Annotated in this window: 15 protein-coding genes and 3 pseudogenes; 8 read left to right on the top strand and 10 right to left on the bottom strand. The window is 65.5% G+C overall.

What is annotated here, in order from left to right; translation table 11 throughout:
- Window positions 1-206: 206 nt before the first annotated feature.
- The 3 genes from ACQ86G_RS23490 to ACQ86G_RS23480 form a co-directional block, all read right to left on the bottom strand.
- The gene (locus ACQ86G_RS23490) at window positions 207-2,054 is read right to left on the bottom strand and encodes a hybrid sensor histidine kinase/response regulator (protein WP_431257564.1); all 1,848 of its coding nucleotides are present in this window, start codon (window positions 2,052-2,054) and stop codon (window positions 207-209) included.
- Window positions 1,982-2,449 carry a PAS domain-containing protein gene (locus tag ACQ86G_RS23485; protein WP_431257563.1) on the bottom strand — a complete coding sequence of 156 codons (468 nt, stop codon included), beginning with the start codon at window positions 2,447-2,449 and terminating at the stop codon, window positions 1,982-1,984. Before ACQ86G_RS23485 ends, ACQ86G_RS23490 begins: the two co-directional genes overlap by 73 nt.
- Window positions 2,450-3,088: 639 nt before the next feature.
- Window positions 3,089-3,328 (bottom strand): hypothetical protein, encoded by a 240-nt coding sequence (locus ACQ86G_RS23480; RefSeq protein ID WP_431257562.1) that lies wholly within the window; start codon window positions 3,326-3,328, stop codon window positions 3,089-3,091.
- On the opposite strand from ACQ86G_RS23480, the gene ACQ86G_RS23475 reads away from it, so the two are divergent.
- From ACQ86G_RS23475 to ACQ86G_RS23460, 4 genes and pseudogenes are all read left to right on the top strand, one after another.
- Window positions 3,327-4,130: an alpha/beta fold hydrolase gene (locus ACQ86G_RS23475; RefSeq protein WP_431257561.1), complete on the top strand. Its 804-nt coding sequence runs from the start codon at window positions 3,327-3,329 to the stop codon at window positions 4,128-4,130. The two genes, ACQ86G_RS23480 and ACQ86G_RS23475, sit on opposite strands and share 2 nt — an antisense overlap.
- A 5-nt stretch (window positions 4,131-4,135) precedes the next feature.
- Entirely contained in the window at window positions 4,136-4,960 is an 825-nt protein-coding gene (locus ACQ86G_RS23470) for a histidine kinase dimerization/phospho-acceptor domain-containing protein (protein WP_431257560.1), read from the top strand.
- Entirely contained in the window at window positions 4,957-5,262 is a 306-nt protein-coding gene (locus ACQ86G_RS23465; RefSeq protein WP_431257559.1) for a sensor histidine kinase, read from the top strand. The genes ACQ86G_RS23470 and ACQ86G_RS23465 overlap by 4 nt, the downstream gene beginning before the upstream one ends.
- A gap of 396 nt (window positions 5,263-5,658) precedes the next feature.
- Window positions 5,659-8,210: pseudogene (locus ACQ86G_RS23460) on the top strand (catalase).
- Between the two features lie 942 nt (window positions 8,211-9,152).
- On the opposite strand, the gene ACQ86G_RS23455 reads toward ACQ86G_RS23460, so the two are convergent.
- The 6 genes from ACQ86G_RS23455 to ACQ86G_RS23430 all read right to left on the bottom strand — a co-directional run bounded on the left by ACQ86G_RS23455 (window position 9,153) and on the right by ACQ86G_RS23430 (window position 16,657).
- Window positions 9,153-10,652 carry an ATP-binding protein gene (locus ACQ86G_RS23455; protein ID WP_431257558.1) on the bottom strand — a complete coding sequence of 500 codons (1,500 nt, stop codon included), beginning with the start codon at window positions 10,650-10,652 and terminating at the stop codon, window positions 9,153-9,155.
- Between the two features lie 244 nt (window positions 10,653-10,896).
- Window positions 10,897-11,508: a DUF2231 domain-containing protein gene (locus tag ACQ86G_RS23450; RefSeq protein WP_431257557.1), complete on the bottom strand. Its 612-nt coding sequence runs from the start codon at window positions 11,506-11,508 to the stop codon at window positions 10,897-10,899.
- 449 nt (window positions 11,509-11,957) lie between these two features.
- Entirely contained in the window at window positions 11,958-13,574 is a 1,617-nt protein-coding gene (locus ACQ86G_RS23445; RefSeq protein ID WP_431257556.1) for a histidine kinase famiy protein, read from the bottom strand.
- A gap of 1,015 nt (window positions 13,575-14,589) precedes the next feature.
- The gene (locus ACQ86G_RS23440) at window positions 14,590-15,078 is read right to left on the bottom strand and encodes a hypothetical protein (protein ID WP_431257555.1); all 489 of its coding nucleotides are present in this window, start codon (window positions 15,076-15,078) and stop codon (window positions 14,590-14,592) included.
- Between the two features lie 709 nt (window positions 15,079-15,787).
- The gene (locus tag ACQ86G_RS23435; RefSeq protein WP_431257554.1) at window positions 15,788-16,099 is read right to left on the bottom strand and encodes an Hsp20/alpha crystallin family protein; all 312 of its coding nucleotides are present in this window, start codon (window positions 16,097-16,099) and stop codon (window positions 15,788-15,790) included.
- Between the two features lie 111 nt (window positions 16,100-16,210).
- Window positions 16,211-16,657, bottom strand: coding sequence for an Hsp20/alpha crystallin family protein (locus ACQ86G_RS23430; RefSeq protein ID WP_431257553.1), 447 nt, complete (start codon window positions 16,655-16,657; stop codon window positions 16,211-16,213).
- A gap of 1,200 nt (window positions 16,658-17,857) precedes the next feature.
- Here ACQ86G_RS23430 and ACQ86G_RS23425 point away from each other — a divergent pair.
- From ACQ86G_RS23425 to ACQ86G_RS23410, 4 genes and pseudogenes are all read left to right on the top strand, one after another.
- Window positions 17,858-18,166: pseudogene (locus ACQ86G_RS23425) on the top strand (DUF7151 family protein); the annotation flags it as partial.
- A 65-nt stretch (window positions 18,167-18,231) separates the two neighbouring features.
- Window positions 18,232-18,348, top strand: a pseudogene (locus ACQ86G_RS23420) (DUF7151 family protein); the annotation flags it as partial.
- Window positions 18,349-18,546: 198 nt separating this feature from the next.
- The gene (locus tag ACQ86G_RS23415; protein WP_431261476.1) at window positions 18,547-19,890 is read left to right on the top strand and encodes a WD40/YVTN/BNR-like repeat-containing protein; all 1,344 of its coding nucleotides are present in this window, start codon (window positions 18,547-18,549) and stop codon (window positions 19,888-19,890) included.
- Window positions 19,891-20,152: 262 nt separating this feature from the next.
- Window positions 20,153-22,138, top strand: a complete 1,986-nt coding sequence (locus ACQ86G_RS23410; RefSeq protein WP_431257552.1) for a response regulator — start codon at window positions 20,153-20,155, stop codon at window positions 22,136-22,138.
- 261 nt (window positions 22,139-22,399) lie between these two features.
- Here the strand turns inward: ACQ86G_RS23410 and ACQ86G_RS23405 are convergent, their stop codons facing one another.
- Window positions 22,400-23,629: a hypothetical protein gene (locus ACQ86G_RS23405; protein WP_431257551.1), complete on the bottom strand. Its 1,230-nt coding sequence runs from the start codon at window positions 23,627-23,629 to the stop codon at window positions 22,400-22,402.
- Window positions 23,630-23,684 lie beyond the last annotated feature (55 nt).

Below are 23,684 nucleotides of genomic sequence, written 5' to 3'. Positions count from 1 at the left end.
ATGTCGCTCATATAGACTCAGGTGTAGAGCCCTGGTCAAAAGTCATAGGTGAAGGACGGGCTCGCCTGACGTTGTTGGCCAGGGGAGAGGTTGGCTGGCCGGTCGCTGCGGTTGGCCCGCTTGGTCGTGGCCGGCGTTCGCGCACTCTCGGTGCCTTGAAGTTGACCGCGCCGGTGTCTCGGACCACGCCCTGCCCACGATGGCGCTCACTGCGGCGGCGCCGCAGCGGAAGACATCCATTCGCCGATGGCGGCAAGCAGCCGGGCGGGCGCCACGGGCTTGGTCAGGTGCGCATCGAAACCTGCCTGCGCCGTTCGCTCCCGATCGCGTTGCGCGCCCCAGCCGGTGAGTGCGATGAGTCGAACGCCGATCAGGCCGGTGTCCTGTCGCAGACGCATCGCCACCTCGTAGCCGTCCATCAGTGGCAATCCCAGATCCAACAATACGATGTCAGGGCGCCAGGACCGTACGAGGCGAAGGGCCTGGGGACCCGTGGATGCGCCGCGCGCGTCGTGGCCGTGCGCCGTCAGCAATTCCAGCAAGGTGGCCAAGCCGTCCTTGTTGTCTTCGACGACAAGGATGCGCACCGCGCTTGCGGTACCGGTAGAGAGGCTGCCGGGCGCATGGGCTTGGGCGCTGTGGGAGATTGGGGCGGTGTGGGCAATTTGGGTGGTCTGCGAGGTCTGGGCGGTTTGGGCCGTTTTGCCATGATGGGCTGGCTGGGCAGCTTGGGCGGCGTGAACGGCGTGAACGATGTCTACGGCGTGCACGGCGTTGGGACTCTCGGCGTGCGTCGGGGCGGGCATTCGCGCAAGCTCGATCCGGAAAGTGCTGCCGTCGTCCAACCCGTCGCTGTGCACGCTCACCTGGCCACCGTGCAGCTCCACCAAGCGCTTGACCAGCGAAAGCCCGATGCCTAGACCGCCCTGCGATCGCATGCCAGCATGGGCGAGCTGGGTGAAGAGCTGGAATACCTTGCTCTGATCCTGCAACGGAATGCCGATGCCGTTATCTGCCACCTCCACCACGATCCGATCGCCCTCCACCCAAGCGCTCAGCCGCACCTGGCCGCCGTCCGGGGTGTACTTGGCGGCGTTGTTGAGGAGGTTCGTGACGGCCTGGACAATGCGCGCGGGATCGACGTCGGCCACGGCCGTCTCGTCAGGGACGCTTACGCTCACCCGGTGGCCGGCCGCGTCCAGCGCGGGTTTGGAGGCCTCCAACGCCTGATGCAGCAAAGGCGCGATAGGGTTCGGTTGACGTTTGAGCTCGACCAGACCTCGGTTGATGCGCGACACGTCGAGCAGGTCGTCGATCAGGCGCGCCAGCTGACCGGTCTGACGTTCGATCACCGCCAGCGCGCGGTCGCGCCGGACTGCGTCGTCCACTTTCTGCAAGATGGTGGTGGCGTACATCAGCGGGGCAAGCGGGTTGCGCAACTCATGCGCCAGGGTGGCCAGGAATTCGTCCTTGCGACGGTCCTGTTCCAGCAGCATGGCCGACGTGCGCACCCGCTCGATGTGGGCCCAGCAGCGGTCCACGACCTCACCGACCACACGGACGTCGTGCTCGCTCCACTCGCGCGGCGTGGCCTGATGCACGGCCATCATCGCCACGAGCTTGCCGCCCTTCACGAGCCCGGCGCAGATGATGGCCTTGATGCCGATCGCATTGAACATCCGGCCGCCGCCCTCGTCGCCGAGCTCGCGGTCCACGTCGTTGACGATCAGGTGCTGGCCACGGCGCAGTTTGAATGTCGCTTGCGGACCGAACAGGTCCAGCGAGTAGGTGCCAGCGCTGGATGCAACGCCGGGGATTGACCAGTCGGCGCGTATCGTGAATCGGTCGTTGTCGGGCTCCACATCGGCGTAGGCGCACCGTGTCGCCCCGAGGTGCTCGCCAAGGATGCGAGCGGTCAGCTGCATCACCTGCGCCGCGTCTGTGACGGTGCGGGTCGCCAGGCCGATCAGATCCAGCAGCGCTAGCCGCTCGGAGGTCTGGTGTTGCTGCTCCTGCGCGTGCCTGCGTTGCGTGATGTCCAGCGCGGCGCCCAAGAGGCGCACGCAACGGCCTGCAGCGTCGAAGACGCCCCGGCCTTGGCGGCGACCCAGCGCACGTCGCCGGCGCTGGCGCTGACGACCCGATACTCGACCTCGTAAGCGGGCCGACGATGCGAATCCTGCGCCGACGCGACGGCCTGCATCACGCGCTCCCGGTCGTCGGGGTGGAGCATGGCGCGGAATCGCTCGCGCGTGATCGGCTCGTGTGGCGTCAACCCGAACATACGTCGCATGCATGGCGAGAACTCGAGCCGGTCGGTCACGAGATCCAGGTCCCACAACCCGATGTCGGCCACCTCGACCGCCAGGTTCAACAGCGCTTCGTTCGCCTCCTTCGCTTCGTTCGATACATGGGCCACGGGTTGCTGCGGCAAGGGAGGGGTGGTCATGGAAAGACTTTCAGCGGGGCACCGGTCGCGACAACGGGTTCCGTTGCAGCATCACATTCGCACCAGGCTGCGGAGGTGCGGTGGGCCTGGAGCAACCCGCCCCTTCGCATCACCGTGATGGTCTGCGTCTTTGGCAGTGGCTGGTCTGCAAGGGCTTCGAACGCAGTCACTGAGCTACCTATTGGAGTCGCGCGTAGGCATTGCGGATCCCATCTGCCAACGTGTTGCACACCAAAGACTCAGCTTCGGCCTGCACTGAAGCGCACGCCGTCGAACCTACGAAGGACGACTTCCTCGATCTGTTCGATTCCTTCGTCAGTGAGCGGCTTGTGGCATATCCGATCGAACAGGTCGGGTCCGCGGTCCCGAACCACCCCGGGCTCCAGGCGGACATGCCCACAAGGAGGACGCTGCCGTCGTGAAGCGCCCGAACCCGCGTAGCGAATGCGATGCCGACTTCCAACGGGGTCTCCACGCCCACCAGAACCACGTGAGGTTCAAAACGATCGACTTTTGCCAGCGCTTCGACCAGTGAGCCGGCCGCCTCGACCGACCACCCCCTTGCGCTGAGCAGGGCCGTCAGCGCGTGCACCAGGTCCGCCAGGGGATCAACGACAAGAATTCTTGGTTGCATCGTCGTCAAACGGCAATTGGCGAGCCAGCAAGCGTCACATCATCGCGCGCGCGTTGCCCCAAAGCCTCGAGCGGTTGGATCGATTGATGCCGCGACCCTGAGCGATGTCGACGGGACCCGTGGGTCCAAAGAGAGGGCGCGTCGACGATCGAAGGTGACGCTCGATGGACGTCGGGCATAATTTTGAGTGTCTCTTTGCGTTCGATCCGGTACTGCGAGCGCTCAACCGTTTTGGAGCGCAGCATGTCGGTCTTGAAGCGAAACAGCGTGAGCATCCATGGCGCAGGCGACAGGACTTTGGTGTTCGCGCACGGCTTCGGTTGCGACCAGAACATGTTCCGCCTGCTCGCGCCGCAGTACAGCGCGCGCTACAAGACCGTCACTTTCGATCACGTGGGCAGCGGGCGGTCAGACCTGTCGGCCTACGATCGAAAAAAGTACGGTTCGCTAGACGGTTACGCGAGCGACCTCCTGGAGGTCATCGACGCAGTGGCGGACTCGCCGGTCGTGCTCGTCGGACACTCGGTGAGCGCCATGATCGGGCTGCTCGCGGGGATCCGCAGTCCCGAGAAGTTCGCCGGACACATCATGCTTGGGCCGTCCCCGTGCTACATCAACGACGACACCTACGTCGGTGGTTTCGACAGGGCGGACATCGATTCGCTGCTGGAGACCCTGGAGGCCAACTACCTGGGGTGGGCGGGCAGTATGGCGCCAGCCATCATGGGCGCCCCCGAGCAGCCGCAGCTCGCCGACGAACTCACCGCAAGCTTTTGCCGGACCGACCCGGAGATCGCCAAGCAGTTCGCGAGAGTGACCTTCACCGCGGACAACCGTGCCGATCTGGACAAGCTGACCGCGCCCGTGCTCATCGTGCAGTCGACCGACGACTTCGTGGCCCCGTTGGTGGTGGGTCAGTATCTGAAGGCCCACTTACCCCACGCGATGCTGCGTGTGGTCGACAACACCGGGCACTGTCCGCACCTGAGCGTCCCCGGCGCCAGCGCGCAGGCCATGGACGAGTTCCTCGCCTCCATCGATTACTGAGCGTCATGTCCGGGGAACAGGCTGCGCCTCGCGATGCCGAGCAACTGCTCGAGGAGATGCCCTGCGGGCTGCTGGTGACGCGTATGGACGGCACCATCGTGCGCGTCAACGCGACCTTCTGTCGCTGGATCGGCATGAGCGCCGAGGAGCTCGTGGGCGCGAAGAAGCTGCAGGAATTGCTGACGGTAGGCGCGCGCATCTTTCACCAGACCCATTGGTTGCCCATGCTGCAGATGCAGGGGTCGATCTCGGAGGTCAAGTTCGACGTGAAGGCCAAGGACGGCCGACGGCTCCCGATGATTTTGAACGTGATGCGCCGGACGACCGACGCGGGCACCTTCGACGAGGTCTGCGCGTTCATCGCCGAGGACCGCAACCGTTATGAGAAGGAGTTGCTGGCCGCGCGCAAGCGCGCCGACAGCCTCGTGGTGTTCGAAAAGGATCGTGCGCTGTTCGCAGAGCAGATGGTGGGCATCGTCAGCCATGATCTGCGCAATCCTCTGTCGGTCGTGCTGATGGCTGCCAAGGCGCTGAGCACGCGGGGCGTCGATCTCAGCGAGGAGCAAGCCCAGCGGATGCTGGCCAACATCACGCGCGCCGCGGAACGCTCGCGCCGCCTGGTGGATGACTTGCTGGACTTCACGGTCGCGCGGCTCGGGGACGGGCTGTCGGTGTCTCGCGAGTTGATGGACGTCCATCTCGTGACTGAGAAGGCGGTCGAGGAACTCGCCCTGGCTTATCCCGGCAGGGGGCTGCTACACAGGGGTGGGGGCCGGGTCAGGCGTACGCCGATGGCGACCGGCTGTCTCAGCTGCTGGGCAACCTGGTGAGCAACGCGATGGCCTACGGCGATCCAACGCGCGATGTCACCGTGAGCTCATTGGTGAAGGAGGGCACGGCACGCCTGGCCGTGCACAACTTCGGTAACGCCATTCCGGCCGACATGCTCACCGCGGTGTTCGAGCCCATGGTGCGGGGCGAGACGCCCGGCAGCGCACAGCGCAACGTAGGCCTGGGACTTTTCATCGTCAAGGCGATCGCCGCGGCCCATGAGGGGCGGGTGGAAGTGACCTCGTCCGTCGAAGACGGAACGATCTTCGCCGTGTCATTCCCGGCGTTGCCGGGCGCTTGAAGCCTCGCGGCTGCGCGTCGGCCGCCGCGTCGGTGGAGTTGGATGCCTTCCTCCGGATCCCTGACAGGCGGCTGGTGACGTGGCGATGCCTTGCGAACTTTATCGGGGCGTCAGACGTCGATTCCATATTGGAAATGAGGCAGCGCTCGAAATTCGCCGGGTCATTTGATTGGTCATTTGATTGGTCATGCGGTCGGTCATGCAGCGAGGGCGTTCGGCACCGTTTGCAGACTGCGTTCAGGCATTGCCGCGCGTCATCGGGCCGACATCGCGTCGGAGCGTTGCAGTGCGCCTATGCCGACTTGCCGACTTGCGGGTTCGACCGCATGACGACCTCTCGGGGCGGGAACGCCGGGTGCTACGCAGTGGACCTTCAACGCCACATCGGGAACCGACATGCCGAAACCGCCCAGCAAGCCCACCGACTCGACGCGACGTCCTGGCAAGGATGACAGCCTGAGCAAGCCAGCGAAGGACTCGTCCGCAAAGGCCGCGGCCAGGAACACCGACAGCGGGCCGTCGTCGCCCACCTCGGCGCCGCCGGATGGCGCCGACCTCGCCGTTCAGAAGGTGGCGCACACGCAGGAACTGGCCGCCTCGCTCCCATTCAATGCCACCAAGGCCGCTGAACACGGTTTCGACAACGGTGTACGGCCACCTGCCGGGGGACTGCCTCTGCCGCGTCGCGCCTGCCGCTGGGCAGCACCTTGTCCGAATCGCAGACGAGTGAGAAGGTGGGCACGCAGGCCCCGGAAGGGCGCAACGCCACCATCGCCTCGATGGACCGCGTGCGCGTCGATTCCTCGGGCCAGGCGCTCACGACCAACCAGGGCGTGCGCATCGCCGACAACCAGAATTCGCTCAAGGCCGGCCCGCGCGGGCCGGTGCTGCTGGAAGATTTCGTCCTCCGAGAGAAGATCACCCACTTCGACCACGAGCGCATCCCCGAACGCATCGTGCATGCGCGAGGGTCCGGCGCGCACGGCTTCTTCGAGGCCTACGAAGCGCTGACGGACCTCACCAAGGCCGCGCCGTTCAAGGAGGCGGGCAAGCGCACGCCGGTCTTCGTGCGCTTTTCCACCGTGCAAGGCGAGCGCGGCAGCAAGGACACCGCGCGCGACGTGCGCGGATTCGCCGTCAAGTTCTACACCGACGAGGGCAACTGGGACCTGGTGGGCAACAACATGCCGGTTTTCTTCATCCAGGACGCGATGAAGTTTCCTGACTTGGTCCACGCGGTCAAGCCCGAGCCACATCACCAGATGCCGCAGGCCGCCAGCGCGCACGACACCTTCTGGGACTTCGTCTCGCTGATGCCAGAGTCCACGCACATGCTGATGTGGGTGATGAGCGACCGCGCGATCCCGCGCTCGTACGCGACCATGCAGGGTTTTGGCGTGCACACCTTCCGGCTAGTGAACGACGCGGGCGACTCGGTATTCGTGAAGTTCCACTGGACGCCCAAGGCCGGCACGCATTCGCTGGTGTGGGACGAGGCCGTGAAGATCTCCGGCGCCGATCCGGACTTCCACCGACGCGACCTCTGGGAGCGCATCGAAGCAGGCGCCTATCCTGAGTATGAGTTGGCCGTGCAGGTCTTCACCGAAGAACAGGCCGAGGGCTTCAGCTTCGACATCCTGGACCCAACCAAGATCGTGCCGGAGGAGCTCGTGCCGTTGCGTCCCGTGGGGCGCATGGTGCTCAACCGCAACCCGGACAACTTCTTTGCCGAAACCGAGCAGGTCGCGTTCTGTGCCGCCCATGTGATCCCGGGCATTGATTTCAGCAACGATCCGCTGCTGGCCGGGCGCATCCACTCCTACGTGGACACGCAGATCAGTCGTCTTGGAGGACCCAACTTCCACGAGCTCCCGATCAACGCGCCGGTCGCCGCGGTTCACAACAACCAGCGTGACGGCATGCATCGCCAGGCCATCCCGCGCGGACGGGTGTCCTATGAGCCCAACTCGCTGGCGGGCGGCTGTCCGTTCCAGGCAGGCGCTGCGCAGGGCTTCACCTCGGTGGCGGCGCGGCAGCAGGGCCGAGACGAGCAGGCCAAGGTGCGCGCCAAGCCCGAACTCTTTGCCGAGCATTACAACCAGGCGCGGCTCTTCTACGAGAGCCAGACGCCTGCCGAGCAGGCGCACATCGCCGCGGCCTTCCGTTTTGAACTGAGCAAGGTCACCGTGCCGGCCATCCGCACGCGGATGCTGGCTTCGCTGCGTAACGCGTCGGAAGAACTTGCGACAAAGATCGCGCAGGGCCTCAACATGCCGCTGCCCGACCCCGCGCCGCTGGCCATCGAGCAGCCGCCCGAACCTGAGGTGACGCACTCGCCCACGTTGTCGCTGATGGCGCGCCCGGGCGACGGCTCCGTGGCCGGCCGCAAGGTTGTGATCCTTGTCGCCGACGGCGTCTTGGGTCAGTCCGCCAGCGAGGTGCATGCCGCCCTGTTCGAAGCGGGGGCCGTGCCGCGCTTTGCCGCACCGCGCATTGGTCCGGTGCAGACGGCCGACGGCGTGGAGCTGCAGGCGGACGTGTCGCTGGAGAACGAGCCGGGATTCCTGTTCGACGCACTGGTGGTTCCCGACGGAGAGGCCGGTATCCACGCGCTGCTGCAGGACGCGCACGTGTTCGAGTTCGTCCGCGATCAGTTCCGGCACTGCAAGCCGATCCTGGCGCTGGGGGCAGGCGTGACGCTGCTGCGCGCCTCGGGCCTGGGGCCGGCACTGGACGCCGGCGCGGGCACGGAGGATGGGGCGGAAAACCGTACGGAAGGCCGTGCGGTAGACATCGCAGCGGACCATGAGAAAGCAGCCGCGCTCGCCAGTGCCCACGCGCCGGGCGTCATCGTCGAAACGTCCTCTGTGGACGGCGCGCGGGCGCTGATTGCCGAACTGGGCACACACCGTCATTTCGAGCGCGAGACAGATCCGCCCAAGGTGTGATCCGACCTACGACCCCGGTGGGGTAAATGGGAAAGAAACAGGGCTGAGGCGCCGCGAAGCGGAGGCGTCCGCCCGTCCAGCCCGGCTACCCCATCTGTGCCGGCCCCCTGGAGCGCCCAGGGGGCGCGGTGGGCGCCCGGGCAGCTATCACGTGCAGCGGAATCGCGTGACCCCTTCTCGCGGGTGCTTTGCCAGTTGTCATCGGTCCAGCCGGAAGATCGCGCCAGCGCCTACGGGCGATCAAAGCGCGGCCACCAGCATCGCGACACGCCGGCGCCCAGGCCTGCAGACGTGCATCGCACGCACGGTCCACAAGGCGGTGTTCCCAGACTGGCAACGCGCCGATGAGCAGCAACCAGGTGGAAAGAACGATCAATCAGCGACCAACGCGTTGCCTGCCAGGGTTGGTGTCGGAGACTAAGCTCAGCCACCGTACCTGGATACTCGGGGACGGCGATCAGCTGACCCGGCTTCGCCTGGACGGCGTCTTGACCAACGTCAGCACGGCGTGACGCCCCCAAACCGGAGCTTGTTGGCGCGCTCGAAGACCGACATGCCCCTCCACAGCGCAAATCGGTGTGTTGCGCCTCTGTACTCGGCATGCCGACCGGCAGCGCAAACGCGGCACGGGCACCAGTGGCGCACCTTGGTCGCTGTGACTGATGGCCCGCCATCCTTGCTGCGGGCGGGCCACGCCACTGCCCGGTGACAGCGAACAGTGCGAATGCCGTCAGTTGAGCCGGCGTGAGGCGACGTTGGGAATCCCGATACGGGAACACCAGTCATGCCCTAGATCGCTGGCACGACCGACCGCGACACCCGCGACACCCGCGAAGGCCGCGAAGGCCGCGAAGGCCATCATCTTCCACTGACGCATTAGCCTGGCGCTGCCAAGGGCGGCATGCTCTCCGACAAAAAGTCATCCAAGCGCGCAGCGCGGACTCAGCCGAGGGCTCGCAGTTTGCGGATGACGTCGTTGAGTTTGTAGGGCTTGGTCATGAAGTGAAAACCTTCCAGCCGTCCGTCCGAGGAGGGAGGGCCTTGCTGGCCCGCGAAACCCGAGACCAGGATCACGCGGAGATGCGGCGCGGCCTCGACCGCCCGACGTGCCAACTCAATGCCGGTCATGCCTCTCATCCGCACATCGCTGAAGAGCAGGTCCACCCTTGGCGCGCGCTCAAGCACCTCAAGGGCATGCTCACCGGAGTCGGCCGAGAGCACCTCGAACCCGAGTGTGCGGAAGAGTTCGGACGTGACGTCCAGGACTTCCGGCTGGTCATCAACCACCAGCACGGTTTCGGACTGACTGGACGCCTCGGCCTCGAACCCGGATGTCAACGCGGGGAAGTAAAGCGTGACCGTGGTGCCAGCGCCTTCGGCCGACTCGATCTGCATGTCCCCGCCGCTTTGCTGCACCATGCCAAACACCTGGCTCAAGCCCAGGCCCGAGCCCCTGCCCGGGCCCTTCGTCGTGAAGAAGGGCTCGATGGCGCGCTGGCGGGTGGCCCAGCTCATGCCCTGTCCGTTGTCGGTGACTGCGAGCGTGACGTAGCGGCCCGCTGGCAGCGTCCCCACCTGTTCGCGCGCCAGGTCAGCCGTGCCGGTGCTCACGACGATGCGACCGCCCGGGGGCGTCGCATCGAAGGCATTGACCACCAGATTGAGCAGCGCCGTCTCGAACTGCGTCGTGTCCACCAGCACGTGCGGGAGATCTGGCTGGAGTGACAGCGCCAGCACGGCGTGATGGGTTCCGGCGCGGCGCAGTACCGCCTCGAAGGAGGAGATCACCCGACTCAGTTGTCGAGCGGATTTCTCCACGGGTTGCTGTTTGGCAAACGCCAGCAACTGCTGCACCAGGCGAACCCCGCGGTCGATGGCCAATTCCATCGAGTCGAGCAGCTTGACCTCTGCAGCCAGCGCGCCGCTCTTGCGCAGCACCGCCAAACCGTTGACCACGACGCTGAGCAGATTGTTGAAGTCGTGCGCGACGCCGCCGGTCACCTTACCAAGCGCCTCCATCTTGTGCGCCTGAAAAAGCGCTTCCTTGGCACGCTCGAGTTCAAGCTGCGCGATGTGGCGCTCGGTGATGTCGCGCGTGATCTTCGCAAAGCCGAGCAGCTCGCCGCTGCTCGAGCGCACCGGGTCGATGATCACGCTGGCCCAGAACCGGCTCCCGTCCTTGCGCACTCGCCAGCCTTCGGCCTCGAACTTTCCCGTTTGCACTGCTTGCTCAAGAGCTCGCTGGGGAAGGCCGCTGGCCCGGTCTTCATCGGTGTAGAACCGTGAGAAGTGCTCACCCATGATTTCCGCCGGCTGGTAGCCCTTGAAACGCTGGGCGCCTGCGTTCCAGCTCGCCACGGTGCCTTCCGGTGTCAGCATGTAGATCGCGTAATCGGTCACTGACGAGATGAAGCGCCCGAGCCGTTCGTCTTCGCTGCTCACCAGGGCGGTAGTTGCCGAGTCCATAGTGCCGTCGAGTCGTCAAAAATGTCGTGTCGTGATGCTAGCCGTTGCTTGGCCACTGGCGTCGCATCCTGTGCCTTGCGTGGAGTTGCGTTGGTGGTCGCGGTGGGGTAGCGGTGGGGTAGCGGGGATAGCGGCCATGGGCCCGACGAGCGCGGCGACCACGTCCTGCTGTCCAAGTCGTCTCGCCCTTGGTGGCTGGCGGCGGCCCCAGCGGGATCGCTCACCATGCCACGTCATCACCGCACCGCGGCATGAAGCCGCCAAGTTTCTGCTGCATCCACAGCATCACCGTTTCGTACCATCCGTCATTACTGGTTCTCTGGCACTTTGAACCTCCCCACCGGCGATGGTTCCCTGGCCACGAGGCTACGTGCGTGATCACCCGGTGCAGAGCCGTCGGTGCAACCGATGAAGGGACTGCGACGGCCCTGCAGGTCTCCCCCAGCCAGGCGGTCAGCAACGACGCCAGCGCGCCTGCCCACGCGAGCGCGTATGCCTGCCAAGGCGGTGAGAGTGGCGCGGGCTCGCGCAGCACCCAACTTCCGGCGAACAGCATCAGCGCCATCACGTTGGCGCCCGCGAGAAAGCGTGCGACGCCCGGCGCTGGTCGTGCCGTGGGCATGGAGAACCAGTCGATGAGTCCGAATGGCACGGCGATCACGCCGCCAATCAAGCCGCCCGCGATCAGATAAAAGGCCACGACGGCGAACGCGGCGCTGCCCATGGCGATGGCAAGCCAATCGAAGAAGACGGAGCCGCACAGCAGGAACAGCGGGAACAGCAGTACCAACTGGTGCAGCGGGACATAGACGGATGTGGCTTTGCGTTGCATCGCGATGCTCCGAAACGACGATGGCGTGGTGAGCGTTGTGGCGAACGAGTTCACGGGTCGCGGTAGCCGACGGCGCCTGTTCGGCATGCATCGGACGTCTTTTCTGACGTTCGGACATCGGCTTTCGCTATGAACTGTCTGTTCGGGTGGACCATGTCTTTGTCCCCGCAACGATTCGGTAGGGTCCCGTATTGACTCAGTTCAGATCAGCAAACGCTATGCCCATCAGCCTGGGCCCTAGGGCCCTGGAGGCTAGGGTAGACGAGATGGGTGAAGTGGCGAGTTTGAAGGGCAGGGAGGACGTTTCACACCGCGCGCGCTCCGTCAGCGTCTTGCAGAACGCCGCTGCCGTTTGTTCTGACGCATAGGCCGCATGCGGCATCGCGGTTTTTCCTCGATCTCAGTGTCGCGAGGCCGGACGCATTGGCAGGCTTTCGTGCGCCTGCATTTCAGCTCTGCTTATCCAACGCTCTCCGGACACGCACCCGCAGATCCTCTGAGGTGAAGGGCTTAAACACGATGTCATAGCTCTCGCCGCCCCAGCGATCCAGACTGCCATCGGCAAATCCGGTCATGAGCAGGGCACGCAAAGCTGGACGCAGGAGCTGGGCCTCCTGGGCCAGCAGCACGCCGTTCTTGCTGCCGGGCATGATGACGTCGGTGAGAAGCAGCCGGATGTCTGAGCGGTCTTTGAGGAGCATCAGCGCGTCGTCGGAGTTGTAGGCGGTCAGGCAGCTATAGCCTTCGGCTTCTAGCATCGCGGCGGCCGTCTGGGCCACCTCTGGACGGTCGTCGACCACAAGGACCAGCTCTCCCTGGCCGCCGCGCACGCGCGAAGAACTCTGGGACGTCGTTGGGGTGGGAACATCGACGACCGCAGGGAAGTACAGACGCACCGTGGTGCCCGCGCGCTCCTCGGAGTAGATCGTTGCCATGCCGCCGCTTTGCTTGGTGAAGCCGTAGACCATCGACAGGCCCAGACCCGTGCCGCCTTGCTCGGCTTTCGTGGTGAAGAAGGGATCCATGACGCGGGACAACGCCTGCCTGGGAATCCCCAGCCCCTCGTCGCTGACCGACACCGTCACATAGTCGCCCGGGGCGGGAAGGCCGTGCAGCCGCATGTCCTCTGCGGTGATCGCGAGATTGCCAGACCGCACCCAGACCCGGCCGCCGTCTGGCATCGCATCGCGCGCGTTGACCAGCAAATTCAGCAGCGCCGTCTCGAACTGAGACGGGTCGAGGCGCGCGTTCGCGACAGACGGGTCGAGTTCCAACTGCACGCGCACGCCTTGCAAGGAACTGGCCGCCATGTCGACCGTCCTGGCGATGGCGTCGTTGACGCTGACCACGCGACCTTGGAGCTGCTGTTTGCGGGCGAACGCGAGCAACTGCTGAGTGAGCGCGCCCGAGCGCGCCGCCGCGGCCTTCACGTTGGAAAGGGCTCGGCTGAGCAGCGCGTCGTCTGGCGCCGCGCTCCTGGCGCGCGCTGTCGCTACCTCGGCGTTGCCGGTGATGACCTGCAAGAGATTGTTGAAGTCGTGCGCGATGCCCCCCGTGAGCTGGCCCAGCGCTTCCATCTTCTGAGCCTGGCGCAGCGCCGCCTCGGCATCGCGTCGACGGCTGACATCCAGCTGCGACGAAAAGTAGTAGAGCAGCTCTCCGCTCTCACCCCGCACAGGCGTAAGAAAAAGCGCGTTCCAGAACGTGCTGCCATCCTTGCGGTAGTTCAATAGCTCCACCGTCAATTCCTTCTCGGCGCGGATGGCCTCGCCAATCAGGGCCACAGTACTGGGATCGGTGTCCGGCCCTTGCAAGAAGCGGCAGTTCTTCCCGAGGATCTCCGCGATCGAGTAGCCGGTCATTTCCAGGAAAGCCTCATTGGCGAACACCAACGGGGTATCGGGTTGGCGCGGATCGGCCACCACCATGGGCATGCGCGTGGCGTGCACGGCGGCATGGAAGATGTCCTGGCCAAGCCCACCGGACGCAAACCCCTCGGTGCGCACGCGGGCGTCGTGTCGCGGGGCATGCGGAAATTGGTCGCGAGGATCGGTATCGGAACTCATGTCACACCAGCCAGTGAATCTTGCGGCCATCCTGCCGTTGAAACACGCATCAACCCGCCAGACCCGATCCTGTTCGCATGCAGGACTTCTCCGACACAGCTTCGCGGTGCCTTGCGCCAACTTTTGGAGAGGAGGGGGACCATGTCGTAGACGAAGGTCCGGCCACACGCGCGTCGAGGCGTGATACAGGCTGAGCAGGACACGGTAGCTGAAACACGTTTCGACCTGAGGTCGATGCATCCTCGCGATGAAGAGGTGCGCGGCGCGCGCTCAGGTCGCGGCAAGCGCGCCGCGTCTGCCGACGAATCGTGCGAGCAGTGCTGCAGTTTCTAAAACGGCTAGCACATCGCACTCTTGCCCGGGGCCCCCCGCACACATTGCCGATCCAGCCGCCAGTCCAGCGCCTCAGACTCGTTAATCCTCCTGCGTCTCAGCCGCCCCTTGCGAGTGGGCGGCAACGAGCCGGGTGGTGCATGCCTGCGGCAAATCGCGGTACCCGCTGGGCGGGTCGTACTCGTGTTGCGACGACATGCCACCAGCGTGGCCGATCAAGCGGCAGTCGGAACCGCTTGGCGGGTTGAGTGACGCTTATGTGGACGTGCTGCGCGACGGCGGAGGAGGGCTTACCTCGTCGTGCCCGGGCCCGGGGATGCCCGCGCCCATGCACTCGTCCTCCTGGTTCGTGGGCTTGCGAGGCTGCCAGTCGCGTGCGAAACACGGCGTCGCGGAAGGTTTGTGACGGCGAATCGTTTCCCGGGCCAGCAGGTAGGCCTGAAGTTGCGCCTGAGAACGCCGCTGAGAACTGACGCGCCGTGACGTGTTCTGTTCAACGTTGGGTTCGAGGGATGTGTGAGCCATTTTGATCACGCAGCGGATTGGTTGTTCCACCCTTGCTTGTTCCGAGTGGCTGGAAAAGATCGTTGCTTCTTTTGCATCGAGGTGCCCGTGTCGTCGTGAAGACCACGACGACCACGAGCACGACCACGACCATCACGAGCACGAGCACGACCACGTTTCAGTCGAGGACGAGCCCGAAGCCCATTTGGGCCCAGTTGTCGTCCCCTGCGATCCAGGCCTTCACCGCGCGCCAGTGCGTCGCAGGTTCGTCCACCAACTGGCGCGCGTCAATGGCACGCGCCAGTCGCTCGCGGGCTTCTTCCGGCCTCATCGCGATCTCGCCTCTCAACCACCTTCGCAGGGCCTGCAGTTGTGCCGTCGGAAGAGGTTCTGGCGGGTGGATGCTTCTTGCGTCGCCTCGACGCTGCCACGCTTCGCAAGGCGCGCGCGCATCGACCGGCGCGTTAGGGTTGCGCATCGGTACGTCGGGGAAGACAAGGCCAGCGCGTTCACGGGCGTCGCCCTTTTCGGTGGCTGACAGGGCGGCAGCCTCAGCCTCGTGCCGCGCGGCCTTGGCGGTGGGCGCTTCCCGATGACTCTGCAGGCTCACGCCATTCATGGGACGGGTGTGAGCGGCTTCGCAGAATTGAACTGCCTTGACGGTCATGTTGGAACTCCTTGCATCTCCTTAAGTTGAAACGATGATGGAAGGCGTTTAACGCCGAGGAATTAGCGAGTCTCGCCCGTGACCAGATGAACATCGCGCTTACCTTTTGCCGGCTGAAGGTCCGGAAAAGACGAGGGGTGATCAACTCGTGGCGAAGGCGAGGCGTGGCAAACGTGGTCCCAAGCCTGCTCAACGCCTCGAGCGTCGAGGATCCTGATCAACGGCGCTGACTCGGTCGGACAGTCGGAATTTTTAGCAAGCCGGGTGTGAAAATCAAGCCTCGCCGACCTTGATCGGTGCGCTGCCGCGGCGCGCTCCGGCGCCGCGAGCGGCGCTTGTCCGAGCGCAACCTGCGGCGGCGCCGCACATGCGGTGGGCCTCGAAAGTTTCGACCTCTGGTCGCGGACGGCGGACACACCTTTCCTTTACTGAAGTCCGTGTGATCGCTGGGCTGTGGCGGCCGCGTACGCTACGGCCCTTGCGGCGCGAAAGCACGTCCGTGAGCAGGCATGGCCGAAGAGCGAAGCGACGCGCGGACCGCGCAGGCGCCCCATGACGATCGGACGGCCACGGCATTGCCAATCCCGACGGCCAACTAGAACGGCCGCGCGCAGCGATGTTGGGTGATCGAACACGTGCTTTCGTCCCGCGCGGATCGCACGACGTCGCGCCGGCCCTCGCATGGGAGGGACGGCGCGAGGATCGCGTATCAGGTGGCGCGCACCTCAATACGACGAGGCTTGGCGTGCGCTGCTTTGGGAATGCGCAGCTTTAGCACGCCTGCCGACAGCTCTGCTTGTACGTTTTCCGTGTCGAGTTCATGGCTGAGGGTAAAAACCCGGCGAAACTTGGCCAGCCGAACCTCTGCATGGCTGCTCGACAAACCCGCCGGGATCGAAAAGTCTGTCTCGGCTTCGATGGTCAACGCGTCGCGCTCGACTTGCAGGTTGAGCTTTTCCGCGCTCACGCCGGGCAGGTCTGCGAACACCGTGATGCCGACCGCATCCTCCACGACGTCCACGGGGGCGTCAGCGTGGCGTCACTGAAGCGATTGGCGTTCGACGCGGTGCCGGGGTTGACCGGGGCGGAATGCTGTGTGGTTTGCAATTGGCTCATGATCGTCTCCCTTGTCTCAAGCGGCCGGTTGGATCTGCACGCGCCGCGGCTGCGTGGCTTGTTTGCGAGGCACGGTCACGTGGAGCAAGCCTTCGCGCATCTGGGCCGTCACTGCCTCGCCGTTGGCATCCTCAGGCAGGGACAGCGCCCGTCGGAATTTGCCGGCGAAGCGCTCGTTGATATGCACGCTCGCGCGCTCGTCGAGCTGACTGAGCGGGGAGCCGCGCTCGCCCGAAATGGTGAGCAGCCCCTGCTCGACATGCACCTCGATCGATTGCGGGTCCACGCCCGGAGCAAAGGCGTACACCTCGATCGCTTCCGGCGTCGTGCCGACGTTCAGCGCCGGGAAGGAGTGGCGACCAAAGCCGCGGATGGTGGGGGACAGGTCGAACGCCTGCTGCATCTCCCGCTGCAGGCGATCCATGTCCGCGAAGAAGTCGCGAGGGAACAAAGATCGATACATGATGAGTCCTCCATCAAGGGTCTGAAAAGTGGCGCATGCAGCCCCTGCTGCGCACCGACGCCGACTTAGGAGTTCCTCGAAGGATTTCAAGAGGGGCAATGAATGGCGTTGGTCTCACTGGCGTGCGCCCGGCGCTGCACGGCGCGCGCGCCGCCTGCTGGACGGACCCATCTGAGTATTGCGAAGGTGACCTCAGGCGCCTTAGGATTCGAACTACGAGGTGACGGAGCTGAACATGACCGACATTTCTTGGTATCCCGAGTTTTCTGCCAGGCTCACTCCATCGGGCAACTTCGCTCCGGTCGTACTCCTTTTCAGGAGCGGGGGGAGGGCTGTCGTGAGGCGAGCTGGACCTATGCTGGCGAGTACCCAAGCGCCAGCGAGGCTGCCTCTGCGGCTCGGCGGCAGTACAGTGGCGACTCGGCTCCCGCAGGTGATAGTCGCAGTCAGGCGTAATTGCGGAGCCCTTGGCCTCCCGGCATGCGCGCGAGTGGCGGTGCGAGGTGTAGAGAGACGGGCCAATGGCGCCGCTCGACCATGCAGCGCATGGTGCGCACGTCAGTGGACAGTGGCGATGGCGATGGCGCCTGACGCTCGCCAGGCCACCGCCTGAGAGCTTACGCTGCGCGGCGGGGTTCCACTTCGAACGTCCAGGGCGCATGCATAGGCTTTGGCCTGCGTCATGAAGCTGAACCAGACGTCCACTTCTGAGGGGATTTGGTCGGCGCCACCACGGTTCGCCGGGTGACGCGCGGCGCAGATGGAGCGAGAGCTCGCCTCTTATAGTGCGGCCCTGTAATTTGCCAAAGGGCGCGGCCAAGCCGTCACCGGGTAGCCGACAACGCTGCCGGGTGCAATCACGTGCAAGCTCCGGCGTTCCGCGGTTTCCAGCGCCAACTTTTAGAAGGCTCGGCATGCAGAGGCCATCGGTGGGGGCGCGGCACCCGACTACGCCTTTCACGCCATTCGCTGTGGCATGCCAGCGTTGTGGCGGCTACGCAGAGCGGTGCCCGTAGATATGTTCCCACGTCTTCATCCGAGGGCGTTAAAGCGAGGCGAACTCGCGACACTCTTCGAATATTTTCGGCACTTTCCGAAACCGCCTTTCCCGCAGGATACGGCGTTTGAAGATACTGCGACGCATCGCGCTGTGAAGGCCGCAAGGTGCGGCAGCCGGCGGCGTACACCTCGATATCAACTATGTACCACACCTGCGCTTACCCTCGACGGCTTGAATTGCGACGCTGCCTTCCTCTATTGCTTCACGTGCCGCCGCGCGGGCTGCTTGGCGTTGGACTTGCCCTCGCCGCGGCGTTGCTGACGGCGTGCGGCGGCTCCTCTGATCCCGATTCGCCACCCGACACAGCGGCGGGCACGTTCGCCGTCACGTTGGTTCGTGTTTCGGCTGAAGCGCCAGGCGGCCACTGTGCGGCCGGTGGCTCGCGTATCGACTCCGGACGCGACGCTGACGCCAACGGTGCGCTGGTCGACGGCGAGGTCACGTCGACGCAATATGTCTGTAACGGGCTCACCGGCGCGGGGGGCCCACGGGGGCGACCGGCCAATCCACGCTGGTGCGAGTGCGCGCCGAGCCTGCAGGCGTCAACTGCGCGCAAGGCGGGTCGGTCATCGCTGCCGGGCTCGATGCAAACGGCAGCGGCGTGCTCGAGGACGGGGAAGTGAGCAGCGTCGCATACGTGTGCAGCGGCGCCAACGGTTCTAACGGAGCTAACGGCTCAAACGGCTCAAACGGCTCAAACGGCTCAAACGGCTCTACGGGGCCCACTGGTCCGACAGGCCCCACCGGTCCCACTGGCCCCGCTGGCCCCACTGGTCCCACTGGTCCGACCGGACCGACCGGTCCCACCGGTTCTACCGGATCGTCGGGATTGGATGCGTTGCTGGCGCTCAGCGCAGAGCCTTCCGGCGCCAACTGTGTCTACGGCGGCCAGCGTGTGCAGTCCGGCCAGGATGGCAACCGCAACGGCATCCTGGATGCCGGCGAGGTCATGTCCACGAGTTACCTGTGCAGCGCCGCGCCCGCCGACACCCGTTGGGTGAACGTCACCGCATCATCCATTCAGGCGGAGGCGAATACCGGATACCTCGCCAATGCCAGCTCTGCTGTAGTCATCACGCTGCCCACCGCGCCAGTCATCGGCGACTGGATCAAGGTGACCGGGGTGGGGTCGGGAGGGTGGACCATCGCGCAAAACGCCTCTCAAAGTATTTCGACCGTCGGACTGCCGGGCGGCAATCTGGTGGACTGGGCTGCCAAGCCGATCTCGGGTAACTGGTCCAGCGTCGGCATGTCGAGCAATGGGGTCAACCAGGTGGCGGCGACATCCTCTGGCGACCTGTTCACCTCGACGGACGGTGGCGACCACTGGACGCTCCGCCTGACCGGCCAAGTCTGGTCTGGGGTCGCCATGTCGTCGGACGGGTCACACATCCTGGCCGCGACCAATGGCGGCGCGCTGTTCACGTCCCCCGACGGCGGCGTCAGTTGGAGCAACGATGCCTCAGGGCGAGCATGGAGCGCCGTGGCCACGTCTGCCGATGGCCAGCGTCTGGTCGCCACGGCCTACCTGGGGCAGATCTGGACGTCCTCCGACGCGGGGTTGAGCTGGACGCCTCGCGACAGCAATCGCGCCTGGCGCGCCGTGGCCTCTTCTGCGGACGGGCGCGTGCTGGTCGCCGCCACCAACGGCGCGCAGCTGTATGTCTCGACCGACTTCGGCGCAAGCTGGACGCCCAGGGCATCCGCTCAGTTCTGGTGGAGCGTGAGCACCTCGGCTGACGGCAAGCGCATGTTTGCCACGGTCGACACCGGCGTCATCTGGCGTTCCGAAGATTTCGGCGTCAGTTGGGACACCGCGTCGACGAGCCGCGATTGGCGCGGGATCGCCACGTCTGCGGATGGCCGCTATGTCGTGGCCGCCACGGCGGGCGGCAGGCTGTTCGAATCGCCCGATGGCGGCACGTCCTGGCGTGCCACGGCCGACGCCGGCGCCTGGTCGGCCGTCGCCAGCAGTGCGAATGGTCAGACGCTGCTGGCAGCCAAGACGGGTGCGGCGTTGTATGGCGGAACGCGCCGCACGGCCACCACCCCCGGCGCGGCGGGTACGCTGTCGGGAGGGCAAGCCGACGCCCTTCAGCTTCAGTACGTGGGCGGCGGGTTGTTCATGCCGATCAGCTTCGTGCTGGCGACGTCGGCGTTCACGCCGCTCTAGTCGAACGCAGGCACCTGAGCTGGCCCGGCCCGCCCCGGCCCGGCCCGCCCCGCCCGATCGCGGGGCGCGCCCCGAAAAGCGCGCAAGTGCGCTCGCGGGCGCCGGGGTGAGCGTTCCATGTCGCGTGACCGCTCGGGCCTCTTCTCCGTCGCACCCGACGTTCAACTTCCTTTCGGGCCAGGGGCCCGCGTTGGACTCGGCTCACCGTGCCGATCGGTCTTTTGCATTCGAGTGACAATGCGTCCACAGGACGGGGGCGGGGATGAGTCTGGGCGAGGTTGTCGAAGAATCCGCAAGTCGCGCGCAGCAGCGTCTGGCCTTCGGGCTCTCGGCTGTGCTGCTGGCGGCTGCGGCGGCGCTCACGCCCTATGCGTCGACGCCCCTGCCTGAACTTTCCCACATCAGCGGCATGTACGGTGCAGCGGTGGCGATGATCAATCTGGCCACGTTCTGGCTGCTTGTCTCAGCCCCCGCGCAGACTCGGGCGCATTCGGCCATCGCCGCGGCGTATCTGTTCGCCGGGCTGATGGCGGTCTTGCATGTCCTCACTTTCCCCGGCGCCGTCCTGCAAAGTCAGCCGGTACTCGGCTCGCCCCACGCGGTCAGTTGGCTGTTCATCGTCTGGCGCGCCGGATTTGCCCTCTTCGTGGGCTGGGCCGCCTGGCGCGGGGAGGTCGCCACGTCTCGCAGTCCCGTCGACGGATCCTGGCCGGTGGTGCTGGCGGTGCTCGCCACCGTGCTGGCGGCCGTTGCCTCGCAATGCACGGACGCGGCGGCCATCACGCTCGCCGGTGGCCGGCAGCTGTTCAGTACCTTCAGCATCTATGGGTCCTACGCGGCCGGGGCCATCGCGGTGCTGGCCGTGGCGCTGATCTGGCGGCGCGGCTTGTACAGGCGCTCGATCTTCGTGTGGCTGGTCTTCGTCATGACTGCCGAGGCCGCGGGCGTCTGGCTCAGCACCTTCAGCGGCGGTCGCTACACGATCGCTTGGTATGGCGCCCGCATCGAAGGGGTTCTGGTGAGCGCGGTCATGCTGCTGGTCCTGGCGCAGCATTTCAGGCGCCTTCAGCATCGTCTGGCCAATTCGGTCGACGCTCTTCGTTACCGCACCGAGCGCCTGCAGGCGGAGATCCTGCGAAGGGAACGGCTGGAGGCGCAGCTGGCGCAGGCGGAAAAGCTCAAAGCGGTGGGGCAGCTCGGCGCGAGCCTGGCGCACGACTTGAACAATATTCTGCAAGTGATCACCGGGCGGCTGTCCATCTTGCAGCGCAGGGTTGGCGCGGCGGCGGACGCCGATGTGGAAGTGATCCGCCGCAATGTCCGCAAGGCGGAGGTGCTGACGCGGCAACTCACGTCGCTGTCCGGGCGGCGCCACTTCCTCGCCCAGTCCGTGGACATGATCGCAGCGCTGCAAGGGACAGCGGAAGCAGCCCGCCTCCTCCTCGACGCGCACCACAAATTGCTGCTGGAGGTGCCTGACGAGCTGCCCCCGCTGACGCTGGACGCCTTGGAGTTCGAAGTCGCGGTCACGAACCTGGTGACCAACGCGCGTGACGCCATGCCCGACGGCGGGATGGTGACGATCCGGGCGTTCCTCGGCGCGCGCGCCGCGAGCCCGACATTGGTTGTCGAAGTGAGCGACACAGGTGTCGGGATCCGTCCGGAGATCCGGGAGCATATTTTCGAGCCGTTCTTCTCGACCAAGGAGCCGGGCAAGGGCACTGGCCTTGGGCTGGCGCAGGTCGCCGCCTTCACCGGCAAGAGCCACGGGCGCGTCGAGTTGCGCAGTGTCATGGGCGAGGGAACGACCGTCGCACTCGCGTTTTCGCTCGCCCCAGGTGCGATGTCGCCCACGGCCGGCCCCTCGTCGACCGGAGGCGTTGTACACACGGCAACACTCGCTGCGGGCGACGTGGTGCTGCTGGTGGACGACAACGACGACGTGAGGGAAGCCTCGGCGCAGCTGCTGGAGGCCGGTGGATTCGTTGTGATGGCCGCCCGCAGCGCCAGGGAGGCGCTGGCATTCATAAACGATGGCTTCACGCCCCATGTCGTGATCTCCGACATCGTGATGCCGGGCGGCATGCACGGGGTGGAGCTCGTGCGGCAGATCCGGCAGCGGCATCCCCAGGTGAAGTCGGTGCTCGTCACCGGTCACAGCGACGTGGCCGAAGGCGCGCGCAGGGAAGGAGTGGCCGTGATTCCCAAGCCTTACGACATGCAGACGCTGCTGCGAGCGCTTGGATAGCTGCCCGTTGCGGCCTTGGTGAACGCCTGTTGAGTGGATTGTCAGGCGGTGTCCCTGTCCTGGCCGTCGGCAACTAAGCCGTCATGGACTGGCCGGTGATGCAGGGATATCGCCACGCATGCGCCCAATATTTGCTCGAGCAGAGCGCGTTACGTGACTGAAGGGGACCGTGACCCAAGCGGGATAGTGGGCGACCAGAAAACCGTGCATAAAAAGATCCCAGCGGTGACGCTGGGATCTCGGCTTACTTCACGCGATCTCTCACTTGGACTTGTCGGTCGCCGTGCCAGATGTGCCAGATGTGCCCGACGCGCCCGACCCAGCCGACCCACCCGAGGTTAACGACGTCCCGGACCCGGCTGACGAAGCGGTAGACGAGGGGGTGGACGTTCCAGTGGATCCGCTGGACAGACTCGATCCGGCCGAAGCCGTTTGGTTGCGGTCGCTGCGATCGCTGCGACCACTGCTGTCATTGCGATCACCGGAGGCGCCGTAACCGCTGCCCGAGCCACTGCTTCCTTGGCCATACCGCGAGGTATCGGACGTCTCTTGGTCCAGCGACTGGGACGACCCGGAGGAGCCGGCGCCACTACTGCCTTGCCCTTGACGCGTCGAGCGTTCGGAACGCCACTTGTTGAAGTCGTCCGAGAATCTCTGATAACGCTCCTGACGCCAGCCGTGATAGTCGTTGTCGAGTGCGCGCATCTGTTCGTGGCGCCACTGCTCGTAATCCGGGTCGTAGTGCGACTGGCGTCCCTGGGACTGTCGGGGCTGCGATTGCCCACCTTGCCACTGCCCACCTTGGGATTGCCCGCCTTGCCACTGTCCGCCTTGGGACTGCCCGCCTTGGGACTGCCAGTTCCGTTGCTGGCCTCCTCCCTGCGAGCCTCGGCCTTCGCTGGAGCCGCCGTAGTGCTCACTGAGCGAATCCGCATAGCTGTCGGATCCGGAGCCAGCCATACCGCCGTAGTCGCGGCGACTGCTGTCCTCGCCCCAGCCTTCGTGACGCGGGCCCTGGTCGCGATAGCGATCCGACGTCCCCTGGCCATAGCCGCTTGAAGTGCCGTAGCTGCTGCTGCCGTAGTTGCCGGAACCGCTATAGCTGTCTTGCCTGCCGTAGTTGCCGCCGCCGTAGTTGCCACTGTTGCCGCCCATCGAACGGCTGCGGTCGCCGCCCCAGGCGTCGCTGTCGGGGCCGCCGCGGTAGCCGCCCTGACTTTGGAAGTCGCCGTGGCTGCGGTATTCCTGACGGTAGTCGTCGCGATAGTCATTCCGATGGTCGTCGCGATAGTCGCTGCCGCCGGCGTATCCCCGGTAGCCGCTGCCGCGCTGGTCGTCGGTGTTTGCCTGGTAGCTGCCTTGGTACTCGGACCGCTGCTCGCCGCGGGATTGATCCGATCGGCTGCCGTAGTTCGTACGTCCGCGGTCAGCGTCGTCCCATTGATTGTCTTGGCGCTGATCTTGTCTGCCTCGTTGTCCATACGGGTTCATGGCGACTCCTTGTAAGCCTCAAACCGGGGTGATGGCACCGATGACGCCCGTCACC

It is taken from the genome of Roseateles chitinivorans (genome assembly GCF_050632145.1).
GTDB classification, from domain to species: Bacteria; Pseudomonadota; Gammaproteobacteria; order Burkholderiales; family Burkholderiaceae_C; genus Roseateles; species Roseateles chitinivorans_B.
Note: the sequence above shows the minus strand (reverse complement) of the source record. Positions and strands in the feature narration are given on the sequence as shown.